We start from the raw sequence: 19,264 nt of genomic DNA on the forward strand, positions 1-19,264 counted from the left end.
CCTGGAATTGGCTTATGGTGAATCAGGCGGCGGCGAATAGCGCATCGGCGCGCCCGCGCAACCGCGCTGCGTCGAAATCCGGCTGCCCGCCGCCGCCTCGATCGGGTCAGTCCGTCGGGAAGACGGTGCGCGTGCCGCCCAGCTTGTGCACCACGCCGCGGCGCATGACGAAGGGTACGGTCTGCAGCCGCGTCACGTCGGCCACCGGATCGCCCGACACCGCGATGATGTCGGCGTCCTTGCCCACCTCGATCGAGCCGATGCGGTCGGCGCGGCCCAGCAGGGTCGCCGCCTCGATCGTCGCGACGCGGATCGCGCGGGCGGGGTCCATGCCGACATCGGTCATGTACTTGAACTCGAGCGCATTGGTGCCGTGCGGGCCGACGCCGGCATCGGTGCCGAACGCGATCTTCATGCCGCTGGCGAAGGCGCGGCGATGGCTTTCCTTGACCACCTTGGCCACTTGCTCCGCCTTGGCGACGCTGGCGGCGGGGCGCTCGCCTGCGCGGCCCTGCCGGATCACGCTTTCGAAGGCGTGCATGGTGGGGACGAGATAGACGCCCTTCGACTTGAACAGCGCGATCGTCTCGTCGTCGATATAGCTGCCATGCTCGATCGAATCGACGCCCGCGCGGATCGCGGTGTCGATGCCCGACTTGCCATGCGCATGCGCCGTCGCCTTGCGGCCGAAGGCGTGGGCGGTGTCGACGATCGCCTTCATCTCCTCGGGCGTCATCTGCGCCTCCAGCCCGCCGGCGATGTTCGAGCCGACCCCGCCCGACGCGGCGAACTTGATGACCTCCGCGCCCGTAAAGATCTGCTCGCGCGTCGCGCGGCGGCAGTCGTCGGGGCCGTTGCACAGCTCGGGGCTCTGCTCACGCTCGACATGCGCCAGTTCGCGGCGCAGGCCGTTGGCGTCACCGTGGCCCGCCGTCACCGAGATCATGCGGCCGGCATTGACGATCGTTGGCCCGGCGATCTCGCCCCGCTCGATCCCGTCGCGCAGCGCGCGGATGCCGCGCGGTTCGCCGCCAAGGTCGCGGACGGTGGTGAAGCCGGCATCGAGCGTCCGCTTCGCCTGTCCCATCGCATCGACGAACTGGTCCTCCAGGTCCTTGCCCGAGGCGTCGAGCCGTTCCTTCAGCGGATAGCCCGACGAATAGAAATGCACGTGCATGTCGATCAGGCCGGGCAGGACGGTCTGGTCCTTGAGGTCGATCAGCGCGGCGCCGGCTTCGGGGGCGGCGAAGCCGTCGCGGATTTCGGCAATCTTCCCGTCGCGAACGACGATCGTCGAGTTGCCGCGCGCGCGCTCGCCGGGGCGAGCGAGCAGCGAGCCGGCATGGATGTAGCTGACCTTGGCCGGATTCGCGGCGGCGGGTGCCGGCGCCTGTTGTGCGGCGAGCGGTGCGGCGCAGACGAGCGCGGTGGTGGCGGCAAGAAACGCTAAACGCATGGCAATCCCCCTTCGATGTTCTTTGGTCGCAACAGACACCAAGTCGCCCGGCTTGCCAAGCGCGCGTGCGCCATCCGATTGCGTGCGCTTGCAAAGCGCATCGCGGGGCGCGATGGAAGCGCGATGCTGGAAATGCGGCCCGATTGCGAACGCTGCGGCACCGACCTGCCGCCGCAGGTCTATGGCGCCTTCATCTGTTCGTTCGAGTGCACCTTCTGCGCCGAATGTGCGGACGAACTCGACGAGAAATGCCCTAATTGCGGCGGCGAACTGACCGATCGCCCGACGCGCACGGGCGAGCGGCTGAAGCGCAACCCCGCCTCGACAACGCGGATGTATCGCGGATGACGCCGCGCATCCTGATCGTCGCCGGCTCCGACAGCGGGGGCGGGGCGGGGATCCAGGCGGACATCAAGACCGCCTCGATGCTGGGCTGCCACGCGATGACCGCGATCACCGCGATCACCGCGCAGAACACGCTGGGCGTCGATGCGGTGCATCCCGTCCCCACCGAGATGGTGCTGGCGCAGGTCGATTGCGTGGTGCGCGACATCGGGGTCGATGCGGTCAAGATAGGCATGATCGGCTCCGCCCGGACCGCCGCCGCGCTTGCCGAGCGGCTGGCGGAGATGCCGGGGCTGCCGATCGTGTTCGATCCGGTGATGGTCGCCACATCCGGCGCGGCGCTGGCGGACGAAGCGACGGTCGCGGCGTTCGAGCGGCTGATGCGCGTCGCGACGGTGACGACGCCCAACCTGCCCGAGCTCAAGGCGCTGTCGGGGATGAGCATCCTCGACAAGGCGGCGCAGCGCGCGGCGGCGCAGAGTCTCGTGGCGCGGCGCCACTCGGCGGTCCTGGTCAAGGGCGGCCATGCCAAGGGCAGGCAGGTTACCGACCGGCTGTTCCAGCCCCCGCGCGAAGGCGCCGCGCCCGAGGTCGAATGGACCGACCCGCGGCTTGACAGCGAGGCGACGCACGGCACCGGCTGTACGCTCTCGACCGCGATCGCCTGCGAACTCGCCAAGGACTGGTCGCTGCCCGAGGCGATCGCCCGCGCGCGCCGGTTCGTGCGGATCGCGATTCAGGACGCCGCCGGGCTGGGCCAGGGGCACGGGCCGATGGCGCAGCAGGCGGTGCGCCTCGACCTCAACCAGTCGCGCTGGTCGCCGATGCTCAACCACGTGACGCTGCCGACGCGCGACCTGTCCGCCAGCGAGCATTTCTGGCGGCTGCTGGGCCTGCGCCAGATCGTCCGCGCCGACGACCGCTATGCCCGGTTCGAGACCGAGGGCGGGGCGACGCTGAGCCTCGAGGCGGAGGAGGAACTGCCAGCGCCGGTGGTGTTCCTCGAATGCGGCGACCTCGACCTCACCGTCGCCTATCTGAAAGCGCAGGGGCTGACCTTCACGCAGGAACCGCGCGACGAGAATTGGGGCTGGCGCGAGGCGCGGCTCGTCGATCCGTCGGGCAACATCGTCTGCCTGTATCAGGCGGGCGAAATGCGCCGCTTCCCGCCGTGGCGGCTCGCCGATGCCTGATTTCACGTTCGAGGCGCGCCATGCCGGCCCTGTGGCGGGCGTGGACGAGGCGGGGCGCGGACCGCTCGCCGGCCCGGTCGTCGCGGCGGCGGTGATCCTCGACCCCGATTGCATCCCCGAGGGCCTCAATGATTCGAAGGTGCTCACCGCCGCGCGGCGGGCGGACCTGCGCACTGCGATCCTCGGCTGTGCGCGCGTCGGCGTCGGCATCGCGAGCGTCGAGGAGATCGACGAGCTCAACATCCTCTGGGCGACGATGCTGGCGATGACCCGCGCGGTCGAGGCGCTGGGGATCGCGCCGGCGATGGTGCTGGTCGACGGCAATCGCTGTCCGAAATGGCAGTGGCCGAGCGAGGCGGTGGTGGGCGGCGACGCGCGCTGCCTGTCGATCGCGGCTGCCTCGATCGTCGCCAAGGAGCATCGCGACGCGATGATGCGCGACTATGACGCGGCGTGGCCGGGCTATGGCTGGGCGTCGAACAAGGGCTATGCCGCGCCCGACCACCGCGCCGCGCTTAAGGCATTGGGGCCGAGCCCGATCCACCGGCGCAGCTTCGCGCCGGTGCGCGAGGCGCAGATGGTGCTGGAGCTGGCTGAGGTTCCTCTCCCTTGAGGAGAGAGTTCAGCGGAGCTTGCCGCTTCAGCGGCTAGCGCAGCTTGGAGAGGTGAGCAACCGCGGAGCGGTCGCGCGGCGCGTGCGCGCCGCTCATCCTCTCCAACTTCGACTAGGCGGCAGGCCGCCAAGTCTTCGTATCCTCCCCCGTCGAGGGGGAGGACAGGTTAGTGTTTCAGCGAGGCCCAGGCGTCGGCGATTTCTTTGAGGTCCTGCGCCACCGCGCGGAACGGTGCGGGGTTCTGGCCGATGCTGGCGTCGATCACCTGCGCGCGCAGCCCACGATAGAGCGTCGCGAGCGTCCGCGACACGTCGCCGCCACGCTCGAAATCGAGGTTGTTCTCCAGCGCGAAGAGGATCGCGGTCGCGCGCGTCACCCGCTCGCTCTTGATCCGGTAGTTGCCCTGCTCGGTCGCCCAGGCGGCGCCCGACAGCGCGCGGATCGCCTCGACATAGAGAAGATCGACGAGCGCGTGCGCGTCGGCGCCTCCGGTCCGGCTGGCCAGGTCGATCTGGCGATAGGTCGCGGCCGGATCGCCGGCCAGGGCGGTCGCGTAGCGAGCCATGGTCAGCGGCCCGAATTGGCCCAGGCGTCGACCTGTTGCTTCAGCGCGGCCTGCGTCGACTTATAGGCGGCGACCTTGGCATCCATGCTGGCGAACTGCTGCGTCATGCGGGTGCGCGCGGTGTCGGCCTCCGCCAACGCCTTTTCGCGCTGCTGCGCGATCTGGTCCGCCGCCTTGGTATAGCCGGCTTCGCTCGCGCCAAGCCCGGTCTTCACGCTGCCGGCGGCGAGCGAGATCGTCTGGAGCGCCGCTGGGAGTGCCGCGCCCGATGCGAACATCGATTCGACCGCCTGCGGATATTTCGACAGCGCGGTAGTGAGCTTGCCCGCGTCCACGGTCAGCGATCCGTCGCGCAGCGTCGCCACCCCGATCTCGGCCAGCGTACGCGGGCCGCTCGGGTCGCTGACGATCTGCGTGCCGACCAGCCGCGACAGCGCGGCTTGCATCGCTTTGGCGGCGGGATCGGCGCGCAGCGGCCCGCCCTTGGGATCGGTCGCGGTCTTCAGCATCGTCTGAAGCTGGTTGTAGGTCGAAACGAAGTCCTGAACCGCCTGATTGAGGCCATCGGTCGGCGGGGTCGAGCCGAGCTGGATCACGGTGCCGGGCTTGGCCGAGACGAGGTCGAGGCGGACGCCCGGGATCAGGTTGCTGATGCTGTTCGATGCGCGCTGGACCTGCACGCCGTCGGCAACGACGATCGCGTCGCGCGCGGCGGTGCCGATATTGCCCTTGCCGACGCCCACTTCGACCGCAGCGAGGTCGGGGGTGTCGGCGGTGAGGGTGAACGCCTGGTTCTCGCCCGTCGCCCCTTTCAGGACGAGGCGGGAGCCGTTGGCGTCGCCGACGACGCTGGCGGTGACGCCCGCCTTCTTGGCGTTGATCGCGGCGGCGATGTCGGACAGCTTCGAGGCGGTCGGATCAATGGAGATCTCGACCGGCGTGCCGCTGCCGGCGGTGAAGCCGGTCATCTGGCCGTTCGCCACCTCCGCCTTGCCGAAGGTGAGGGTAAGCTTGCCGCCGCCCAGTTGCGCGCTGGTGTCGGTGACGAGGTTCGAGTTGCTTGCCTGCGCGCCCGCGATCTGGCGTACCTCGACGGTCGCCGACAGCCCCGCCGCGCTCGATCCGGTGAGCAGGCTTGCCTTCACCACGCCGGTGTCGGTGCTGGTCGGCTGGGTCGAGAGCGAGCCGCCGCGCGCGAGTGTTGCCAGTGCGTTGGAAAAGCCGCTGATCGCGCTCTTGAGCTCGCCCGCGGACGAGATCTGCGCCTTGAGCGCCGCCTCGCGCGTGTCGAGCAGGGCGTTCTTGGGCGAAAACTGCGCATTGACGAGGTTGTCGACCAACGACTTGATGTCGATGCCCGAGCCGACGCCCAACGCCGTAGTTATCGAATCGACCATCTACGCGCTCCCTTTCCACCGGGGAAACGACCGCGCGGGCGCAGACTTAAGCGACCGCATGGCCGTTTTCATCGAAGCGGGCGCCCAGCGGCACGTTGACCGGCGGCGGCGTGCCGCCCGCGGCCGTGTTGACCCCGAACACGAAGGCGAGGACGGTGGCGATCGCGAGATAGAGGTCGTCGCGCACCTCCTGCCCCTCGCGGCTGGTGTAATAGACCGCGCGGGCGAGCGTCGGATATTCGAGCACGGGCACCGCCATCTCGCCCGCCAACTCGCGGATCGCGAGCGCGGTCGCGCCGCGCCCCTTCGCCACCACCACGGGCACGTTGTCACGCCCACGCTCGTAGCGGAGCGCGACGGCGAAATGCGTCGGGTTGGTGAGCACGACATGCGCCTCGCCCAGTGCCTTGCGGAAACTGCGCTTGGTCATTTCGTGGCGGCGGCGATGCTGCGCGGCCTTCGCCTCGGGCGAGCCTTCGGTCTCCTTGTGCTCGTCCTTCACTTCCTGCTTCGACATGCGCAGCTTTTTCAGCCGCTGGACGATCTGGATCGGCACGTCGATGCCGGCAATCAGGACGAGCCCGCCCGCCATGGTGAGGACGAGCGTGGTAAGCTGGCTGCCCAGCCCGCCGAGCGCATGTTGCAGGTCGGTCGAAACGACGCCGAGGCCCTGGCGCGCAGTGGCCGAGAGCAGCCACCAGCCGATCGAGCCCAAGAGCGCGACCTTGAGCAGCGACTTGCCGAGTTCGACCCAGCCATTGGTGCCGAAAATGCGGGCAAGGCCGGCGCCGGGGTTGATGCGCGATCCCTTGGGCGCCAGCACCTTCGAATTGAAGCTAATGCCGCCGAGGATACCCTGGCTCGCGATCGCGCCGAGGATCGTGACCGCGAACAGACCGCCGAGCGCGGGCGCTAGCTTCCATCCCGCCTCGATCAGCGGGCGGGCGGGTTCGAAATGCTCGACGTCGGCGCGGCCGAAGCTCAGGCTGGCGATGACGACCTCGCGGATCGCGCCGAGCAGCATCGGCCCGAACGCGACCAGCCAGCCGCAGCCGAGCAGCACGACCAGCGCGGTGCCTAGTTCCTTGGACTTGAGGACATTGCCTTCTTCCGCGGCTTTTTGCTTGCGCCGCGGGGTTGGGGCTTCGGTCTTTTCGCCGGCGCTCTCCGACATCAGCCGAGCACCAGCGTCTTGGCCGCGTCGAGCCCTTCGCGGACGATGACGAGCATATAGTCGCCCATCGCCGGCATCGCGACGAACAGCGCAATGACGCCGACCGCCAGGCTGGCGGGCAGGCCGACCGCGAACAGGTTGAGCGCCGGCGCGGAACGTGAGAGCATGCCGACGACGAGGTTGAGGCAGAGCAGCAGGAACCCGACCGGCAGCGCCAGCAGGAACCCGGCCAGAAACGCATAGCCGCCGAACAGCGCGATGTTCTTGATTGCGGCGGCGCCCAGCCACGCGGCGCCAGGCGGCAGCAGCTCATAGGAACGCGCGACGAGGTCGACGAGGATCAGGTGCCCGTCGACCGACAGGAACAGGAGCGTGAGCAGCGTCGACAGGAAGGTGCCGAGCGCGGGCGTCGCCGCCCCCCGCTGCGGATCGATCATCGTCGCAAAGCCTAGGCCCATCGACCCGCCGATGATCTCGCTGGCAATCAGGGGGGCGGCGAACGCGATCTGGAGGATGAAGCCGAGCGCGAGGCCGACCAGCACTTCGGCGGCGATGGCGAGGAAGGTGGTGAAGGCGAAGACCTGCGTCGGCGCATTGATCGGCATCGACCCCATGACGAGCACGCCGATCGCCGCCGACAGCGTGACGCGCACCGTCGCGGGCACGCTCACCGCGCCGAACACGGGCGCCGCAACGAACGCGGCGCCGACGCGCACCATCACGAACAGCAGCGTCCAGAGCTGCGGCTCGACGGCAAGGCCGAAGCCCAGCATCGCTTACCGCACCAGATCCGGGATGCGCTCGAAGATGCTGACCGTGAAGTCGCTGAGCAGGCCGAGGATCATGCCGCCGAAGATGACGAGGCTGACGCCCACGACGATCAGCTTGGGCACGAAGGAGAGCGTCTGTTCCTGGATCGATGTCGCCGCCTGGATCATGCCGAGGATGAGGCCGGAGATCAGCGCCGGCAGCAGGATCGGCGCGGAGGCCAGCGCCAGGATCCACATCGCCTGACGCGCGACCGAGAGGAAATATTCGGCGTCCATCCGCCTAGCTCACGAAGGAATTGGCGAGGCTGCCCATGGTCAGCGCCCAGCCGTCGACGAGGACGAAGAGGAGGAGCTTGAACGGCAGCGAGATGATCGTCGGCGACATCATCATCATGCCGAGGCTCATCAAGACGGTCGCGACGACGAGGTCGATGACGATGAACGGCAGGAAGACGAGGAAACCGATCTGGAACGCGGTCTTGAGCTCCGACGTGACGAAGGCGGGGAGCAGGACCGAGAAGGGCACCTCGTTCGGGTTGGCATACGGCCCCGTCTTGGCGATGCCAGAGAACATCGTGATGTCCTTGACCCGCGTCTGCTTGAGCATGAATGCGTGGAGCGAGGCGCCGCCGGTCTCGATCATCTGTTCGGCGCCGATCTGGCCGGCGGCATAGGGCTTGATCGCGGCGTCGTTCACTTTGGAGATCGTCGGCGCCATCACGAACAGCGAGAGGAACAGGCTGAGGCCGATCAGCACTTGGTTGGGCGGCGTCTGTTGCAGGCCGAGCGCCTGGCGCAGGATCGAAAGGACGATGATGATCCGCGTAAAGCTGGTCATCATCAGGATGATGCCCGGCAGGACCGTCAGCAGGCCCATGATGATGAGCACTTGCAGCGACAGCGCGAGCGGCGCGTCGTTGCCGCCGCCGAGCTGGCCGAGGGCACGGTCGAGCGCGCCCGTCGCCGAAGGCGCGGCGGGTGCCGCCGGCACTGCCTGTGCGAGGGCAGGCTGCGTCATCACCAGCGCGAGCAGGAACGCGCCGAGCACGAACAGGAAAGGCTTGGCGAAACGCATCACTCGGCCTTGTCGATCAGGGTCACGCCCGCGCGACTGACCGAGACGAGCAGGCGGCGCCCCTCGAATTCGAGCACGGCGAGCTTGGTGCCGGTCGAGACCATCATCGTCTCGCGCACCTTGAGCATCCGCTCGCCCTGATTGCCGGGCATCCGCGCCTCCAGCCGGCGCCAGAGATAGAGGCAGCCGATGAGCAGGCCGCAGACCAGCGGCAGCAGCACGACCAGCTTGAGGATGTAGGACCACATCATGGCGCGTCAGCGGACCCGGCGCTCGGGGCTGACCAGCTCGGTCATGCGCACGCCGAAGCGGTCGCCGACGGTCACCACCTCGCCGCGGCCGATCAGCGTGCCGTTGACGAACACGTCGAGCAGTTCATTGGCCTGTCGGTCGAGCTCGATCACGCTTGATTCGCCGAGTGCGAGCAGTTCGCGCAGCGTCAGGCTGGTCGAGCCGATCTCGACCGTCAGCTTGACGTCGACGTCCTGGAGCAGCCGGAAATTGGCCGCCACGCCGGGGCTGAGCGGCGCATCCTGGGCAAAGCCGCCGGTCATGTCGTTCATGGATGTTCGTCCTCTAGATCGAGCTGTTCGAGATGATGGATGCAGATCGCGGCCTTGCCGTTCTGGGTGCCGACGACGCCGGTGCCGAGCCGGTGGGTACCGACCATGATCGGCACGAACTGGCCGAAGCTGACCGGGATGATGTCGCCTTCCTTCAGCTCGATCAGCGCGCCGAGCGACATAATCGGCTCGGCCAGCACGGAACGGACGGGAAAGCGGACGCTCATCGCCGCGCGCGCGAGGCCGTTGCGCCACTTGGGTTCGGGATCGGCGGTGCGCCCGTGGACGCGCGCGTTGAGCGAGGCGCCGATCGGCTTCAGCGCCGCGACCGGATAGACGAGATCGACGAACACCGGCTTGTCGCTGGCGGCGGCGATGCCGAAGCGAGTGACGATCACCGCGTCCTCGGCGTCGAAATCGGAAAGCATCGCCGCGTTGATCTCCACCCGGCCGGGTGTCAGATCGATGCGCGACACCGGCTCCCATGCGGCGGCAAGCGGTTCGGCGATCGACCGGCCCAGCCGCTCGACCAGCGCTTCTGCGGCGGGCGAGAACTCGGTCGGCAATACCGGTGGCGCTTCGCCGAGCCCGCCGAAGTAGAGGTCGAGCATCTCGAGTGTGAAGCGCCCGTCCATTACCAAGAGCGCATGGCCGGTGACGGGGCTGCCCGCCGGGCGGATCGCCAGCGGCAGCCAGGCGGTCAGCACCTTGGGCCGTTCGGCCACGTAATCGGCGAAGCGCATGACGCTGAGCGGTTCGGCCCAGCTTCGCGTCGCGCGGCGCAGGATCGGCTCGAACACGTGGCGAAGCCCGCGTGCGAACCGCGCAGACAGATGCTGGAGCGTGTGCAGGTCGCCGAACGGATTCAGGTTGGCGACGCCCAGCGCCGCGGCATGGGCCGCGTCCTGCCGGGGTCGCTGTCGCCGCTCGCTCGCGGTTCCTGAAGCCGTGTTAACCATCGATGTTCACTGAACAACGAAATTGGTAAAGTAGACGTTACCGACCCCGCCGAACCCTTCCTTTTCCTTGAGCGTGTCGTTGATCGCCTTGGCCAGCCGCTTCTGGAGCTGCTGCTTGCCGGCGGGGGTGAACACCTGCTCCTCGTCGGTCTCCGTGAGCGCCATCAGGATCGCCGAGCGGACTGCAATCTCGTGCGTCTTGAGGTTGGTGATGACCTTCTCGTCATAGGGCGTCGACACCGCGATCCCGACCTGAATGAAGTGGACGCTGTCGAGCAGGTTCGAGGTGAACTCCTTGTCGAAGGTGTAGTAGGACGAGGCGTTGGCATCGGCGCCGCCTTCGCCGCCCTCCGCGCTGGCGCTCGCACCCTCGCCGCTGCCCTCGCCGCCTTCGCCCGAGCCGGCATATTTCTGCTCGCTCTTGGGGACGAGGTGGGGCACGTCCTTCTTTTTCTCGTCATGCGCGCCGCCGCTGCCGCCGATCATGCCGGTGGCATAGAGGCCGCCGCCGACGCCGCCGCCGGCCAGGATCAGCGCGCCGACCCCGATCAGAATCCATTTCTTCTTGCCGCCCTTCTTCTTGGGCGCGTCTTCCTTGGCATCGCTCATCGGTCAGTCCCCCCGTTCAGGCGATTCGTTCGTCGGTTGGCGTGTCGGCGGCGCCGCGATGGGCGGCGCGCCGGTTCGGAATGGGTGCATCTGTCTGCTGGCGCGGCTGCTGCGGCTGCGGCCGGTCGCCGCTTCCCTCGCCGGCGCCCGGCTGGCTCATCGTCAGGCGTAGACCGCGCGATTCGGCCAGCTCGGTCAGCCGCGGCGCGGCCTCCGCCAGCAGCGCGCGCGCTTCGGGCGCGGCATCCACCACGACTTCGATCCCGCGATCGGTTTCCTTCAGACGGACGGCGACTTCGCCCAGCGCGTCCGGCGATAGGCGGATGTGCGTCTCGCGGCCGTGCGCGGGCGCGGCGGCGGCGAAATGTTCGATCCGGTCGAGCATCTGCGTCCGCCACTCGCGAGTCTCCGTATCGATCGGCGACGGCGCGCTTGCTGCCGCTTGCGCCGGCGCGGCCGGATGGGTCGGAACGGTCTGGGCGGCCGCGAGCGATGCGTCGGCGGTGGCGGTGACAGGGCCAAGGGCGAAGGCGGTGTTGGGCCGCGCGCGCAGCAGGCGGTCGGTCGCTTCCGCCGACGTCGGCCGGCTGATCGGCGTCTCGGGAGAGAGCGTGCGCGCACGCGGTACGCGCGGATTGGCCGCGGTCGGCGACCGGGTGCGCGTCGGGGCGACGACGGACGAAGTCGTTGGGGACGCGGGAGCGCCAGTGGCTACTGAAATCGGGATGCCGGTGGGCGGGGCCACCACGGCCTGTGCCGGTGCGAGCGGCATGGGGCCGCGGATCGCCGGTGCGACGCTGTCAACCAGCAGCGCCCCGGCGGGCGCGTTGTTCTGTCCGGAAGGCACCGCCGTATCACGCACGGCTGCCGGCCCAGTTGCGGTACTCGCTTCGTGATCTTCGCCGAGCGTCTCCGCGAGCGGCAGGCGCCCCGCGTGCACCGGCGCGGCGGTGGCGAGCGACGGCAGAGGTACAGGCTCGCTTAGCGACGGATCGAGAGCTTGCGCGACATTCGGCGCAAGAGTTGACGGTGCGACAGGCAGCGGTGCGAGCGTTGGCTGCGCGAGGAACGGCGGCGCGGGATCGGGCGCGTCGGCACATGCCCCGCGATGCATCGTGAGGGCGGCGACCTCATCCGTCCCGCTGGTCGCGGCGGGGATCGTTGCGGCGACCTCGCGGCGGGGATCGGGTGTCGGAACTGGGGGCGGCAATGGCGAGGGCGGCAGCGCCGCCGCCGGGGTGTAGCCAGATTCTGCGGTGTCGTCGGTCGCCGCCGGCTCGTCGCCCTCGTCCGTCACAGGCGCGCCCGCACGCGTTGCCGGGCGGGCGGGCGGCAAGGTCTTGCCGGTCGCGGCATGCGCTTGCCGGGGCGCGGGCCGCGCAAGTTCGGGCGAGGGCGGCGGTGGGCTCGCGACCGGCGGATCGGCGGTGGCGGGGGCGAGATCGGCGGTCGACGAGGGATCGGCGACGAGGGCGGCTACGGTCAGCGGCACCTTCGGCTCGGGCTTCGCCGCCGGCCGGTTCGCCGTGATCAGCGCGTCGAAGTCACCCGCGACCGGCTTGCCGGGCAGGGAAATCGCGGACGTCGGCGCGGTGAGCGCGGTCGAAAGAGGGGGCGAGATCGCGTCGGGCATGGTTCGCCCGAGCGATCAGCAAGGATCGTGCCGTTTTGGCCCGCGGCCCGGCGGCAGCGATTCGAGCGCGCGGATCGCTTTCAGCGCGGCGGCGTGATCGGCGCGGACGATCAGCTTCTCGACCGCGCTCTGGTCGCGCCGCGCTTCCCGCGTGGCGGCCTGGGCGGTCGCGAGGCCGTCATGGGCGGCGGTGACGCGGGTCTGCGCCGCCTGCGCCGACTGGTGCAGCCGCTCGCGATAATGCGCGGCGGCGGCGAAGCTCAGCGAATCGGCGGGCTGGGGGGAGGGGGTGGGCGCCACCTCGTCAGCCAGCCGGGCGATGCGATCCCGAAGGGCAAGTTCGCTCGCCACGCGGTCGACCGCGCGCGCCTCGTCCGCTCGGGTCAGCCCGAGCTGGAGCGTGCGGACGCGCAGGATGCGCGACAGTTTCTTCGCGTCAGCCGGCATCGCCGAACACGCCGACCAGCTCGGTCACGGCATCCTCGAGGCTCACGATCTCGTGCGCGTCCTGGCGGATGTATTCGAGGACGGCGCCGTGCGCGGCGATGGCGGCGTCGATCGCGGGGTCCGCTCCCGCGCGATAGGCGCCCATCAGCACGAGGTCGCGATTTTCTTCATAGGTGGCGAGGTGACGGCGCAGCGTCCGGGCGGCCAGCACATGCTCGCGCGGGACGATGTCGGTCATCACGCGGCTGACCGAGGGGCCGACGTCGATCGCCGGATAGATACCCCGCTCGGCCAGCGCGCGGCCGAGGACGATATGCCCGTCGAGGATCGAGCGCGCCGAATCGACGACCGGGTCGTTGCCGTCGTCGCCGTCGGCCAGCACGGTGTAGATGGCGGTGATCGACCCGCCCGAGGAGACGCAGGTACCCGCCCGCTCGATCAGGCTGGGCAGCATCGCGATGGCGCTCGGCGGATAGCCGCGCGCCGATGCCGGCTCGCCGAGCGCGAGGCCGATCTCGCGCCCCGCATGCGCGACGCGGGTCAGCGAATCCATGATGAGCAGGACCTTCTTGCCCTCCGCCCGGAACGCCTCGGCGATCGCGGTCGCGCGCAGAGCGCCGCGGATGCGCAGGACGGGCGAGTGGTTGGCGGGCACCGCCACCACGACGCTGCGCGCGCGGGCGGCGCCGGCGACCTTGGTCTCGAGGAAGTCGGCGACCTCGCGGCTGCGCTCGCCGATCAGGCCGATGACGATCACGTCGGCCTGCGCTGCGCGCACCATCATGCCGAGCAGCACCGACTTGCCGACGCCCGAGCCCGCCATGATGCCGACGCGCTGCCCCTGGCCGATGGTCAGCAGGCCGTTGATCGCGCGGACGCCCACGTCGAGCGGTTCGAGCACGCGCCCGCGGTCGAGCGGCGACTGGAGCTTGCCGGCGAGCGGCCAGCGCCCCGCGCCGCGAATGGGACCCAGGCCGTCGATCGGCTTGCCCGCGCCGTCGACGACGCGGCCGAGCAGGGCGGGGCCGACCTCGGCCTCCCCCGGCGGGCCGATCGGGCGGACGGGCGCCTGCGGCAGCAGGGCGGCGGGACCGCCGAGGTTCATGAGCAATGTGCGCGGGCCGCGAAAGCCGATCACCTCGGCCTCGACGCGGGCGCCGCCTTCGCCGATCTCGCAAACGGTGCCGACCGGCAGGGACAGCCCGACCGCTTCCATGAGCAAGCCGTCATAGGATGCGAGGCGACCCGACACGCGCGGGCGCGGCGCGAAGCCGGCGGCGCCGATCGCACCCAGATAATCGTCGGCGAAGCGGGTCAGCATTTGGGCAGCGGCACCTGATCGATCGCGGAGGCAAGCTGTTCGAGCCAGCGCGCCGGCCCATCCTCGACGATGGTCGATGCGGCCTCGAGGCTGAACGCACCGCGGGCGATGCTCGCGTCGCCGACCGGGAAGACGGTCTTGGGCAGGCGTCCCTCGACCAGCGGCAGGTCGGCGGGATTGAGGCGCAGCATCGACGCCTCGGCGCTGTCGGCGAGCAGATCGGTCGCGGCCGCGACCCGCGCGGCCATGCGCGCGCCATCGATACCCGCCTCGTCGACAAGGTTGGTGACGAGCGCGAGCACGGTCTGGCGCAGACGCAGCGCGAACTGGTCGCGGTCGAGCCAGGCGGCGCTGGTGATCGCGCGGGCGAGTTGATCCATCAGCGCCATGTCGCGAGTGCGCTCGGCCGTCGCCTCGTCGGTCGCGGCGCGAAGGCCCTCCTCGTAGCCCTCGGCGCGGGCGACGGCGACAGGATCGACGGGCGCGGCGAAGGGGTCCCAGGCGTCGGTCGGTACCGAGTCGCGGTCGGCGGGGTGGAAATGCTTCGGGCCATCCGCTGCCGGTTGGGGCGCAGGCGCGGCCTCCACCGGGCGACCCGGCGGCGTCGGCGCGAAGCCGGGTGGCGGCGAGAAGGCTCGGCGCAGCGCATCGCCGATATCGGCATGGCGGCCGGCGAAGCCCGCGGCGAAGGGAAAGCCGCCCATCGCGAAGCGGTCGGAATCTGCAAACGCCTCAGACATAATCGTCCTCGCCCCCGCCCATCATGATCGTGCCGTCCTTGGCGAGCTGGCGCGCGGTGGCGATGATCGCCTTCTGCGCGTCGAGGACTTCGGTGAGGCGCATCGGCCCGCGCGCTTCCATCTCGTCGCGGATGCCGTCGGCGGCGCGCGCCGACATGCAGCCGAGGAAGCGATTGCGTCCCGCCTCGTCGATGCCCTTCAGCGCGCGGACCAGCAGGTCGGTCTCGACGTTGCGGATCAGGACGCCGATATTCTTGTCGTCCATGTCGAGCAGGTTCTCGAACACGAACATCGCTTCCTCGATCGCCTTGGCGACGTCGCGGTCGATCTTGGCGAGCTTGGGCATGACGCGTGCTTCGGTCGCCTTGCGCGCGCTCGACAGGATCTTGGCCGCGTCCTTGGTTCCGCCGAGCTGGAGGCCCGCGGCGGACTGCGACTGGCCGATCCGGTTCGACAGCGCGGTCTTGAGCGTCTCGATCGCCTCGGGCGTGATCGGTCCCAGGCGGGCGACGCGATGCAGGATCTGCGGTTGTAGCGCCTCGGGCAGGATTTCGAGCACCTGGGCGGCGATCGCGGGGTCGAGATTGGCGATCAGCACGGCGGCGATTTGCGGATGCTCGCTCTCGATCAGGCTGGCGATCTCGCCCGCGTCGAGCCAGTCGAGCAGGTCGATCGCGCACGCGGCTTCTGCGGGCGTGATGCGGGCGAGCACGCTGTCGGCCTTTTCGGGGCCGAGCGCCTTGTTCATCATCCCCTCGATCTTGGGACGCGGGTCGAAGCCGATCGCGGTCCGCTCGCGGGCATGGGCGACGAAATCGTCGAGGACGTGCTCGACCTCCTCCTCGCTCACATCGGCGACGGCGAACATCGCCTTGCCGAGCTGGCGGACTTCCTCTGGCTCCAGCTTCTGGAGGATGGCCGCGGCCTCCTCCTCGCCGACGAGCATCATCAGCACCGCGGCACGCTCGGTGCCGGAGAACTGGCGCGGGGGCTCGATCACTGGGCGCCGTCCTTGATCATGTCGCGCACGGCAAGTGCGGCGCGGGTGGGATTGTCGCGGGTGAAGCCGCGGACCATGCCGATCCGCTCGTCATAGCTGCGCGCGCCCTGAAGCATCTCGATGCTGACCGGGGCGGCGGGGGCGGCGTCGGGCGCGGGCGGCGGCATCGGCTTGCCGTCCGCGTCCAGCATCGCCGATGCGGCGGTGCGGGTGCCGTCGGCGGCGGGCAGGGCCATTGCGGCATCCGGCTTGTCCTCGCCCTTCTTCTTGGAAAGCGAGCGGACGATCGGGCGGATGCCGACGAACAGGACGAGCAGCGCGATAACGAGTGCGGTGCCGTTGCGGGCGGCCATCGGCACCCAGGCGGCGTCGTACCAAGCGACCTTGTCGGCCTCGGTCACCTCGGCCGAGAAGGGGCGGCTGATGACCGTCACCTGATCCTGGCGGGCCGCCGAATAACCCATCGCGGCGCGGACGAGTTCGGTGATCTGGCGGATTTCGGCGGCGGTGCGCGGTTTGGACCCGGCAGGCTCGCGAAGCAGGACCGCAATCGACAGGCGCTTGATCGCGCCCGGGGCCTGGCGGCTGACCGACACTTCCTTGCCGAGGTCGTAGGTGCGGGCATATTCCTCGCTCGCTTTGCCGGCGGCCGTGCTGTTGCCGGCACCGGGCTGGGTCGCGGGATTGTTCGGATTGGTCAGCGTCGCGGCGGCGGGCGGCGTGTTCGACAGCGCGCCGGGGATACCGCCGGGGGCCTGGCCGGCGGGCGCCTGCGGCGACTGCCAATTGCCCTGCTCGGCGCGGATCACGCCCGACTTGTCATAGGTCTCGCGCGTCGCCTGCTGCTCGTCGAGGTCGACATCGGCCTGTACCTCGGCCGAGAAATTGCCCGCGCCGACCAGCGGCGTCAGCAGCTTCGATAGCTGGAGGCGGAACTTGTCCTCGACCCGGCGCTGATAGTCGATGCGCGCGTCGCCCGCGCCGGTGCCGGTCTGGCTGTCCTTGGACGACAGGAGCGCGCCCATCTGGTCGACGATCGTCACGTCGTCGGTCTTCATCCCCGGCACCGACCCGGCGACGAGGTTGGTGATCGAGCGGACCTGATTGTCGGACAGCGTGCGGCCGGGTTCCAGCCGGACGATGACGCTGGCGGAGGGACGTGCACTGTCGCGCACGAACACCGATGCTTCCGGCGTGGCGAGGTGGACGCGCGCGTCGATGACGGCATCGATCTCGCCGATCGAGCGGGCCAGTTCGGTTTCGCGCGCCTGGCGAAGGCGCTCGCCCTCGACCGCGCGGCTGACGCCCATCGGCAATTCGTCGAGGATCGCGTAGCCGCCGGGTGCCGCCTTGGGCAGGTCCTGGCTGGCGAGCAGCATCCGCGCGCGGTGATAGTCGTCCTCTGCAACGGTGAGCGCGCCCGACTGGTCGAAGTCCGACGCGATGTTGGCCGCCGACAGCGCTTCGCTGACCGCGGCCTTGTCGGCATCGCCCAGATTGGGGAACAGCACGCGCTGCGGCGGCTGGGCGATCATCATCCACGCAAGCGCCGCGGCCGCGATCAGGCTGACGATAGCGACCAGCGGCAGCGCGCGCTTGACCGCGGGCTGCTGGAAAAAGCCCTGCGCCTGCCGGAGCGGCTGGACGATGGCGGGCGGGAGGGTTGCGAGAGCGTTCGACATGGCGCGTTACACCGGCATGCTCATGATGTCCTTGTAGGCGGACAACAGCTTGTTGCGGACTTGCAGCGTGGCCTCGAAGCCGACGGATGCCTGCTGGCGGGCGAGCATCACCTTGGCGATGTCGATGGTTTCGCCGCGTTCATAGGCGGCAGACATCTCGCTTGCCTGATGCTGCTGGCGGTTGACCTGGCCGAGTGCGCTTTCCAGCGTCGCGGCGAAGTCTGTGGCGGCGGGCGTCGTGCGCACGGGGGCGCCGATGGCAGGGGCCGCCACGTCGGTGCCGGCACGCGACAGTGCCTGGTTCTTCTCGAGGATCTGCTGGCGCATCGCCATGATCCGGTCGACGCTCATCGCGCCGCCGACGCCGGAAACGCTCATGCCGTGGCCCTCCGGTCGAGGCTCTGGTCACCCTGTTCGCGAAGCCGTGCGAGGCGGTAGCGGAGTGTGCGTTCGGAGATGCCGAGGCGGCGGGCGGTCTCGATCCGGCTGCCGTTGCAGGCGGCCAGCGTTTCGCGGATCGCCTGAAACTCGTGCATCTGGACGATGTTCGAGAGGCGGCCGTTGCCCTCATCATTGGCGACCACGGGGCGCGCGGCGGGACGGTCGAAGATGATGTCGCCCGCCTCGATCCGCTCGCCGGCGGACAGGAGCAGCGCGCGCTGAATCACGTTTTCCAGCTCGCGGACGTTGCCCGGCCAGTCATGGCCCTCAAGCTTCGCCAGCGCGTCCGACGACAGCCAGGGAAGCTGCGCGCGGCTGCCGCCATGGCGGACCAGCATCGCGGTCGCGAGCGCGGCGATATCGGCGGGCCGCTCGGCCAGCGCGCGGGTCGTCAGCGGGAAGACCGACAGGCGATAGTAGAGGTCGGCGCGGAAGCGGCCCTCGGCCACCTCGGCCTGAAGGTCGCGGTTGGCACAGGCGATGACGCGCACGTCGATCTTCTCGGGCTCGGTCGCGCCGATCGGCACCACCTCGCGCTCTTGGAGCGCGCGCAGCAGCTTGGCCTGGAGCGGCAGCGGCATCTCGGCGATCTCGTCGAGGAGAAGCGTGCCGCCATTGGCGGCGCGGAAGAAGCCCTGACCGCCCGACGACGCGCCGGTGAACGAGCCCTTGGTATGGCCGAACAGCATCGCCTCGAGCATCGATTCGGGCAGCGCCGCGCAGTTGATCGCGACGAACGGCCCGTCGCGGCGGTCGGAGGCGCGGTGGATCGCGCGGGCAAGCACTTCCTTGCCGGTGCCGGTGGGACCACCGATCAGGACGGTGATGTCGCTGCGGCCCACCCGCTCGGCCAGCGCGAACAGCGCCATGCTTTCCGGATCGGCTGCGACCGCGGCCTCGGACCCGCGCAGCATCGCCGCGGCATAGCCCGCGCCGGTCGCCGCGTCGGCGGGATCGAAGCCGATCATCGCGGGCGTGCCGTCGCCGAACGGCCGGGCGATCTGGCGCCCCGCCGCGACGATCATCGTGCGGGCGGGCACGGCCGCCATCTCGCCCCCGGCGATCAGGAAGCGATCCCCCGGACGCGGGGCCGAATCGGCCTCCGCAATCTCAAGCCCGGCGGTGCGAAGCATCGACAACAGCAGGAAATGATCGCGCTGGACGGCGCGCGACGGGATGATCGACGACATTGATTGGCCCCCTTGAGGACCCATCCATGCACTTGCGATAGTTAACGGCCGGTAAAATCTGCCGGGTCCGGCAAGAATTTTCCGCTTCTG

Annotated in this window: 22 protein-coding genes; 3 read left to right on the plus strand and 19 right to left on the minus strand. The window is 69.7% G+C overall.

Annotated elements, in window-relative coordinates:
* Positions 1 to 106: 106 nt before the first annotated feature.
* Positions 107 to 1,456 (minus strand): metal-dependent hydrolase family protein, encoded by a 1,350-nt coding sequence (locus FHR19_RS03400; protein ID WP_184024310.1) that lies wholly within the window; start codon positions 1,454 to 1,456, stop codon positions 107 to 109.
* 123 nt (positions 1,457 to 1,579) lie between these two features.
* Between FHR19_RS03400 and FHR19_RS03405 the strand changes: the two genes are divergently transcribed.
* Genes FHR19_RS03405 through FHR19_RS03415 form a run of 3 tightly spaced genes read left to right on the plus strand, consistent with a single transcriptional unit; the run spans position 1,580 to position 3,607 of the window.
* Positions 1,580 to 1,804, plus strand: a complete 225-nt coding sequence (locus tag FHR19_RS03405; RefSeq protein ID WP_184025818.1) for a DUF1272 domain-containing protein — start codon at positions 1,580 to 1,582, stop codon at positions 1,802 to 1,804.
* Positions 1,801 to 2,994: a bifunctional hydroxymethylpyrimidine kinase/phosphomethylpyrimidine kinase gene (thiD, locus tag FHR19_RS03410; protein ID WP_184024312.1), complete on the plus strand. Its 1,194-nt coding sequence runs from the start codon at positions 1,801 to 1,803 to the stop codon at positions 2,992 to 2,994. Before FHR19_RS03405 ends, thiD begins: the two co-directional genes overlap by 4 nt.
* Complete coding sequence (locus FHR19_RS03415; protein ID WP_184024314.1) at positions 2,987 to 3,607, plus strand: ribonuclease HII; 621 nt, start codon at positions 2,987 to 2,989, stop codon at positions 3,605 to 3,607. Before thiD ends, FHR19_RS03415 begins: the two co-directional genes overlap by 8 nt.
* A gap of 167 nt (positions 3,608 to 3,774) precedes the next feature.
* Here FHR19_RS03415 and FHR19_RS03420 read toward each other — a convergent pair whose 3' ends face one another.
* From FHR19_RS03420 to FHR19_RS03505, 18 genes are read right to left on the minus strand one after another with little or no spacing between them, the layout of a single operon-like run.
* A complete protein-coding gene (locus FHR19_RS03420; protein ID WP_184024316.1) occupies positions 3,775 to 4,173 on the minus strand; it encodes a flagellar export chaperone FliS in 399 nt (132 codons plus the stop codon).
* Between the two features lie 2 nt (positions 4,174 to 4,175).
* Positions 4,176 to 5,570: a flagellar filament capping protein FliD gene (gene fliD / locus FHR19_RS03425; RefSeq protein WP_184024319.1), complete on the minus strand. Its 1,395-nt coding sequence runs from the start codon at positions 5,568 to 5,570 to the stop codon at positions 4,176 to 4,178.
* A gap of 46 nt (positions 5,571 to 5,616) precedes the next feature.
* The gene (locus tag FHR19_RS03430; protein WP_184024321.1) at positions 5,617 to 6,744 is read right to left on the minus strand and encodes an EscU/YscU/HrcU family type III secretion system export apparatus switch protein; all 1,128 of its coding nucleotides are present in this window, start codon (positions 6,742 to 6,744) and stop codon (positions 5,617 to 5,619) included.
* Positions 6,744 to 7,517 (minus strand): flagellar biosynthetic protein FliR, encoded by a 774-nt coding sequence (gene fliR / locus FHR19_RS03435; RefSeq protein WP_184024323.1) that lies wholly within the window; start codon positions 7,515 to 7,517, stop codon positions 6,744 to 6,746. The genes FHR19_RS03430 and fliR overlap by 1 nt, the downstream gene beginning before the upstream one ends.
* 3 nt (positions 7,518 to 7,520) lie before the next feature.
* Positions 7,521 to 7,790 (minus strand): flagellar biosynthesis protein FliQ, encoded by a 270-nt coding sequence (gene fliQ / locus FHR19_RS03440; RefSeq protein WP_096342453.1) that lies wholly within the window; start codon positions 7,788 to 7,790, stop codon positions 7,521 to 7,523.
* 4 nt (positions 7,791 to 7,794) lie between these two features.
* Complete coding sequence (gene fliP, locus FHR19_RS03445; RefSeq protein WP_184024326.1) at positions 7,795 to 8,589, minus strand: flagellar type III secretion system pore protein FliP; 795 nt, start codon at positions 8,587 to 8,589, stop codon at positions 7,795 to 7,797.
* Positions 8,589 to 8,837, minus strand: coding sequence for a flagellar biosynthetic protein FliO (locus tag FHR19_RS03450; protein ID WP_246359271.1), 249 nt, complete (start codon positions 8,835 to 8,837; stop codon positions 8,589 to 8,591). Before FHR19_RS03450 ends, fliP begins: the two co-directional genes overlap by 1 nt.
* A gap of 9 nt (positions 8,838 to 8,846) precedes the next feature.
* Positions 8,847 to 9,152, minus strand: coding sequence for a flagellar motor switch protein FliN (gene fliN / locus FHR19_RS03455; RefSeq protein WP_184024386.1), 306 nt, complete (start codon positions 9,150 to 9,152; stop codon positions 8,847 to 8,849).
* On the minus strand, positions 9,149 to 10,111 hold the full coding sequence (locus tag FHR19_RS03460; protein ID WP_184024395.1) for a flagellar motor switch protein FliM: 963 nt from the start codon (positions 10,109 to 10,111) through the stop codon (positions 9,149 to 9,151). The genes fliN and FHR19_RS03460 overlap by 4 nt, the downstream gene beginning before the upstream one ends.
* Positions 10,112 to 10,117: 6 nt before the next feature.
* Positions 10,118 to 10,720, minus strand: a complete 603-nt coding sequence (locus tag FHR19_RS03465; protein WP_184024398.1) for a flagellar basal body-associated FliL family protein — start codon at positions 10,718 to 10,720, stop codon at positions 10,118 to 10,120.
* Between the two features lie 16 nt (positions 10,721 to 10,736).
* Positions 10,737 to 12,353: a flagellar hook-length control protein FliK gene (locus tag FHR19_RS03470; RefSeq protein WP_184024401.1), complete on the minus strand. Its 1,617-nt coding sequence runs from the start codon at positions 12,351 to 12,353 to the stop codon at positions 10,737 to 10,739.
* 15 nt (positions 12,354 to 12,368) lie between these two features.
* The gene (locus tag FHR19_RS03475) at positions 12,369 to 12,800 is read right to left on the minus strand and encodes a hypothetical protein (RefSeq protein ID WP_184024403.1); all 432 of its coding nucleotides are present in this window, start codon (positions 12,798 to 12,800) and stop codon (positions 12,369 to 12,371) included.
* Entirely contained in the window at positions 12,790 to 14,121 is a 1,332-nt protein-coding gene (locus tag FHR19_RS03480; protein WP_184024405.1) for a FliI/YscN family ATPase, read from the minus strand. Before FHR19_RS03480 ends, FHR19_RS03475 begins: the two co-directional genes overlap by 11 nt.
* Positions 14,115 to 14,861: a FliH/SctL family protein gene (locus FHR19_RS03485; protein ID WP_246359272.1), complete on the minus strand. Its 747-nt coding sequence runs from the start codon at positions 14,859 to 14,861 to the stop codon at positions 14,115 to 14,117. The genes FHR19_RS03480 and FHR19_RS03485 overlap by 7 nt, the downstream gene beginning before the upstream one ends.
* The gene (gene fliG, locus FHR19_RS03490) at positions 14,854 to 15,810 is read right to left on the minus strand and encodes a flagellar motor switch protein FliG (RefSeq protein WP_184025824.1); all 957 of its coding nucleotides are present in this window, start codon (positions 15,808 to 15,810) and stop codon (positions 14,854 to 14,856) included. The genes FHR19_RS03485 and fliG overlap by 8 nt, the downstream gene beginning before the upstream one ends.
* Before the next feature lie 47 nt (positions 15,811 to 15,857).
* The gene (gene fliF, locus FHR19_RS03495) at positions 15,858 to 17,543 is read right to left on the minus strand and encodes a flagellar basal-body MS-ring/collar protein FliF (RefSeq protein WP_184024407.1); all 1,686 of its coding nucleotides are present in this window, start codon (positions 17,541 to 17,543) and stop codon (positions 15,858 to 15,860) included.
* 6 nt (positions 17,544 to 17,549) lie between these two features.
* Positions 17,550 to 17,921 (minus strand): flagellar hook-basal body complex protein FliE, encoded by a 372-nt coding sequence (gene fliE, locus FHR19_RS03500; RefSeq protein WP_184024409.1) that lies wholly within the window; start codon positions 17,919 to 17,921, stop codon positions 17,550 to 17,552.
* Positions 17,918 to 19,174, minus strand: a complete 1,257-nt coding sequence (locus FHR19_RS03505; protein WP_184024411.1) for a sigma-54 interaction domain-containing protein — start codon at positions 19,172 to 19,174, stop codon at positions 17,918 to 17,920. The genes fliE and FHR19_RS03505 overlap by 4 nt, the downstream gene beginning before the upstream one ends.
* Between the last annotated feature and the right edge of the window lie 90 nt (positions 19,175 to 19,264).

The sequence above is a fragment of the Sphingomonas yantingensis genome (assembly GCF_014199325.1).
Taxonomy (GTDB): Bacteria; Pseudomonadota; Alphaproteobacteria; order Sphingomonadales; family Sphingomonadaceae; genus Sphingomonas; species Sphingomonas yantingensis.

What these genes read in the sequence shown, in the direction of transcription:
- FHR19_RS03400 (WP_184024310.1), bottom strand. Translation starts at nt 1,456, where the DNA reads ATGCGTTTAGCGTTTCTTGCCGCCACCACCGCGCTCGTCTGCGCCGCA.
- FHR19_RS03405 (WP_184025818.1), top strand. Translation starts at nt 1,580, where the DNA reads ATGCTGGAAATGCGGCCCGATTGCGAACGCTGCGGCACCGACCTGCCG.
- thiD (WP_184024312.1), top strand. Translation starts at nt 1,801, where the DNA reads ATGACGCCGCGCATCCTGATCGTCGCCGGCTCCGACAGCGGGGGCGGG.
- FHR19_RS03415 (WP_184024314.1), top strand. Translation starts at nt 2,987, where the DNA reads ATGCCTGATTTCACGTTCGAGGCGCGCCATGCCGGCCCTGTGGCGGGC.
- FHR19_RS03420 (WP_184024316.1), bottom strand. Translation starts at nt 4,173, where the DNA reads ATGGCTCGCTACGCGACCGCCCTGGCCGGCGATCCGGCCGCGACCTAT.
- fliD (WP_184024319.1), bottom strand. Translation starts at nt 5,570, where the DNA reads ATGGTCGATTCGATAACTACGGCGTTGGGCGTCGGCTCGGGCATCGAC.
- FHR19_RS03430 (WP_184024321.1), bottom strand. Translation starts at nt 6,744, where the DNA reads ATGTCGGAGAGCGCCGGCGAAAAGACCGAAGCCCCAACCCCGCGGCGC.
- fliR (WP_184024323.1), bottom strand. Translation starts at nt 7,517, where the DNA reads ATGCTGGGCTTCGGCCTTGCCGTCGAGCCGCAGCTCTGGACGCTGCTG.
- fliQ (WP_096342453.1), bottom strand. Translation starts at nt 7,790, where the DNA reads ATGGACGCCGAATATTTCCTCTCGGTCGCGCGTCAGGCGATGTGGATC.
- fliP (WP_184024326.1), bottom strand. Translation starts at nt 8,589, where the DNA reads ATGCGTTTCGCCAAGCCTTTCCTGTTCGTGCTCGGCGCGTTCCTGCTC.
- FHR19_RS03450 (WP_246359271.1), bottom strand. Translation starts at nt 8,837, where the DNA reads ATGTGGTCCTACATCCTCAAGCTGGTCGTGCTGCTGCCGCTGGTCTGC.
- fliN (WP_184024386.1), bottom strand. Translation starts at nt 9,152, where the DNA reads ATGAACGACATGACCGGCGGCTTTGCCCAGGATGCGCCGCTCAGCCCC.
- FHR19_RS03460 (WP_184024395.1), bottom strand. Translation starts at nt 10,111, where the DNA reads ATGGTTAACACGGCTTCAGGAACCGCGAGCGAGCGGCGACAGCGACCC.
- FHR19_RS03465 (WP_184024398.1), bottom strand. Translation starts at nt 10,720, where the DNA reads ATGAGCGATGCCAAGGAAGACGCGCCCAAGAAGAAGGGCGGCAAGAAG.
- FHR19_RS03470 (WP_184024401.1), bottom strand. Translation starts at nt 12,353, where the DNA reads ATGCCCGACGCGATCTCGCCCCCTCTTTCGACCGCGCTCACCGCGCCG.
- FHR19_RS03475 (WP_184024403.1), bottom strand. Translation starts at nt 12,800, where the DNA reads ATGCCGGCTGACGCGAAGAAACTGTCGCGCATCCTGCGCGTCCGCACG.
- FHR19_RS03480 (WP_184024405.1), bottom strand. Translation starts at nt 14,121, where the DNA reads ATGCTGACCCGCTTCGCCGACGATTATCTGGGTGCGATCGGCGCCGCC.
- FHR19_RS03485 (WP_246359272.1), bottom strand. Translation starts at nt 14,861, where the DNA reads ATGTCTGAGGCGTTTGCAGATTCCGACCGCTTCGCGATGGGCGGCTTT.
- fliG (WP_184025824.1), bottom strand. Translation starts at nt 15,810, where the DNA reads ATGATGCTCGTCGGCGAGGAGGAGGCCGCGGCCATCCTCCAGAAGCTG.
- fliF (WP_184024407.1), bottom strand. Translation starts at nt 17,543, where the DNA reads ATGTCGAACGCTCTCGCAACCCTCCCGCCCGCCATCGTCCAGCCGCTC.
- fliE (WP_184024409.1), bottom strand. Translation starts at nt 17,921, where the DNA reads ATGAGCGTTTCCGGCGTCGGCGGCGCGATGAGCGTCGACCGGATCATG.
- FHR19_RS03505 (WP_184024411.1), bottom strand. Translation starts at nt 19,174, where the DNA reads ATGTCGTCGATCATCCCGTCGCGCGCCGTCCAGCGCGATCATTTCCTG.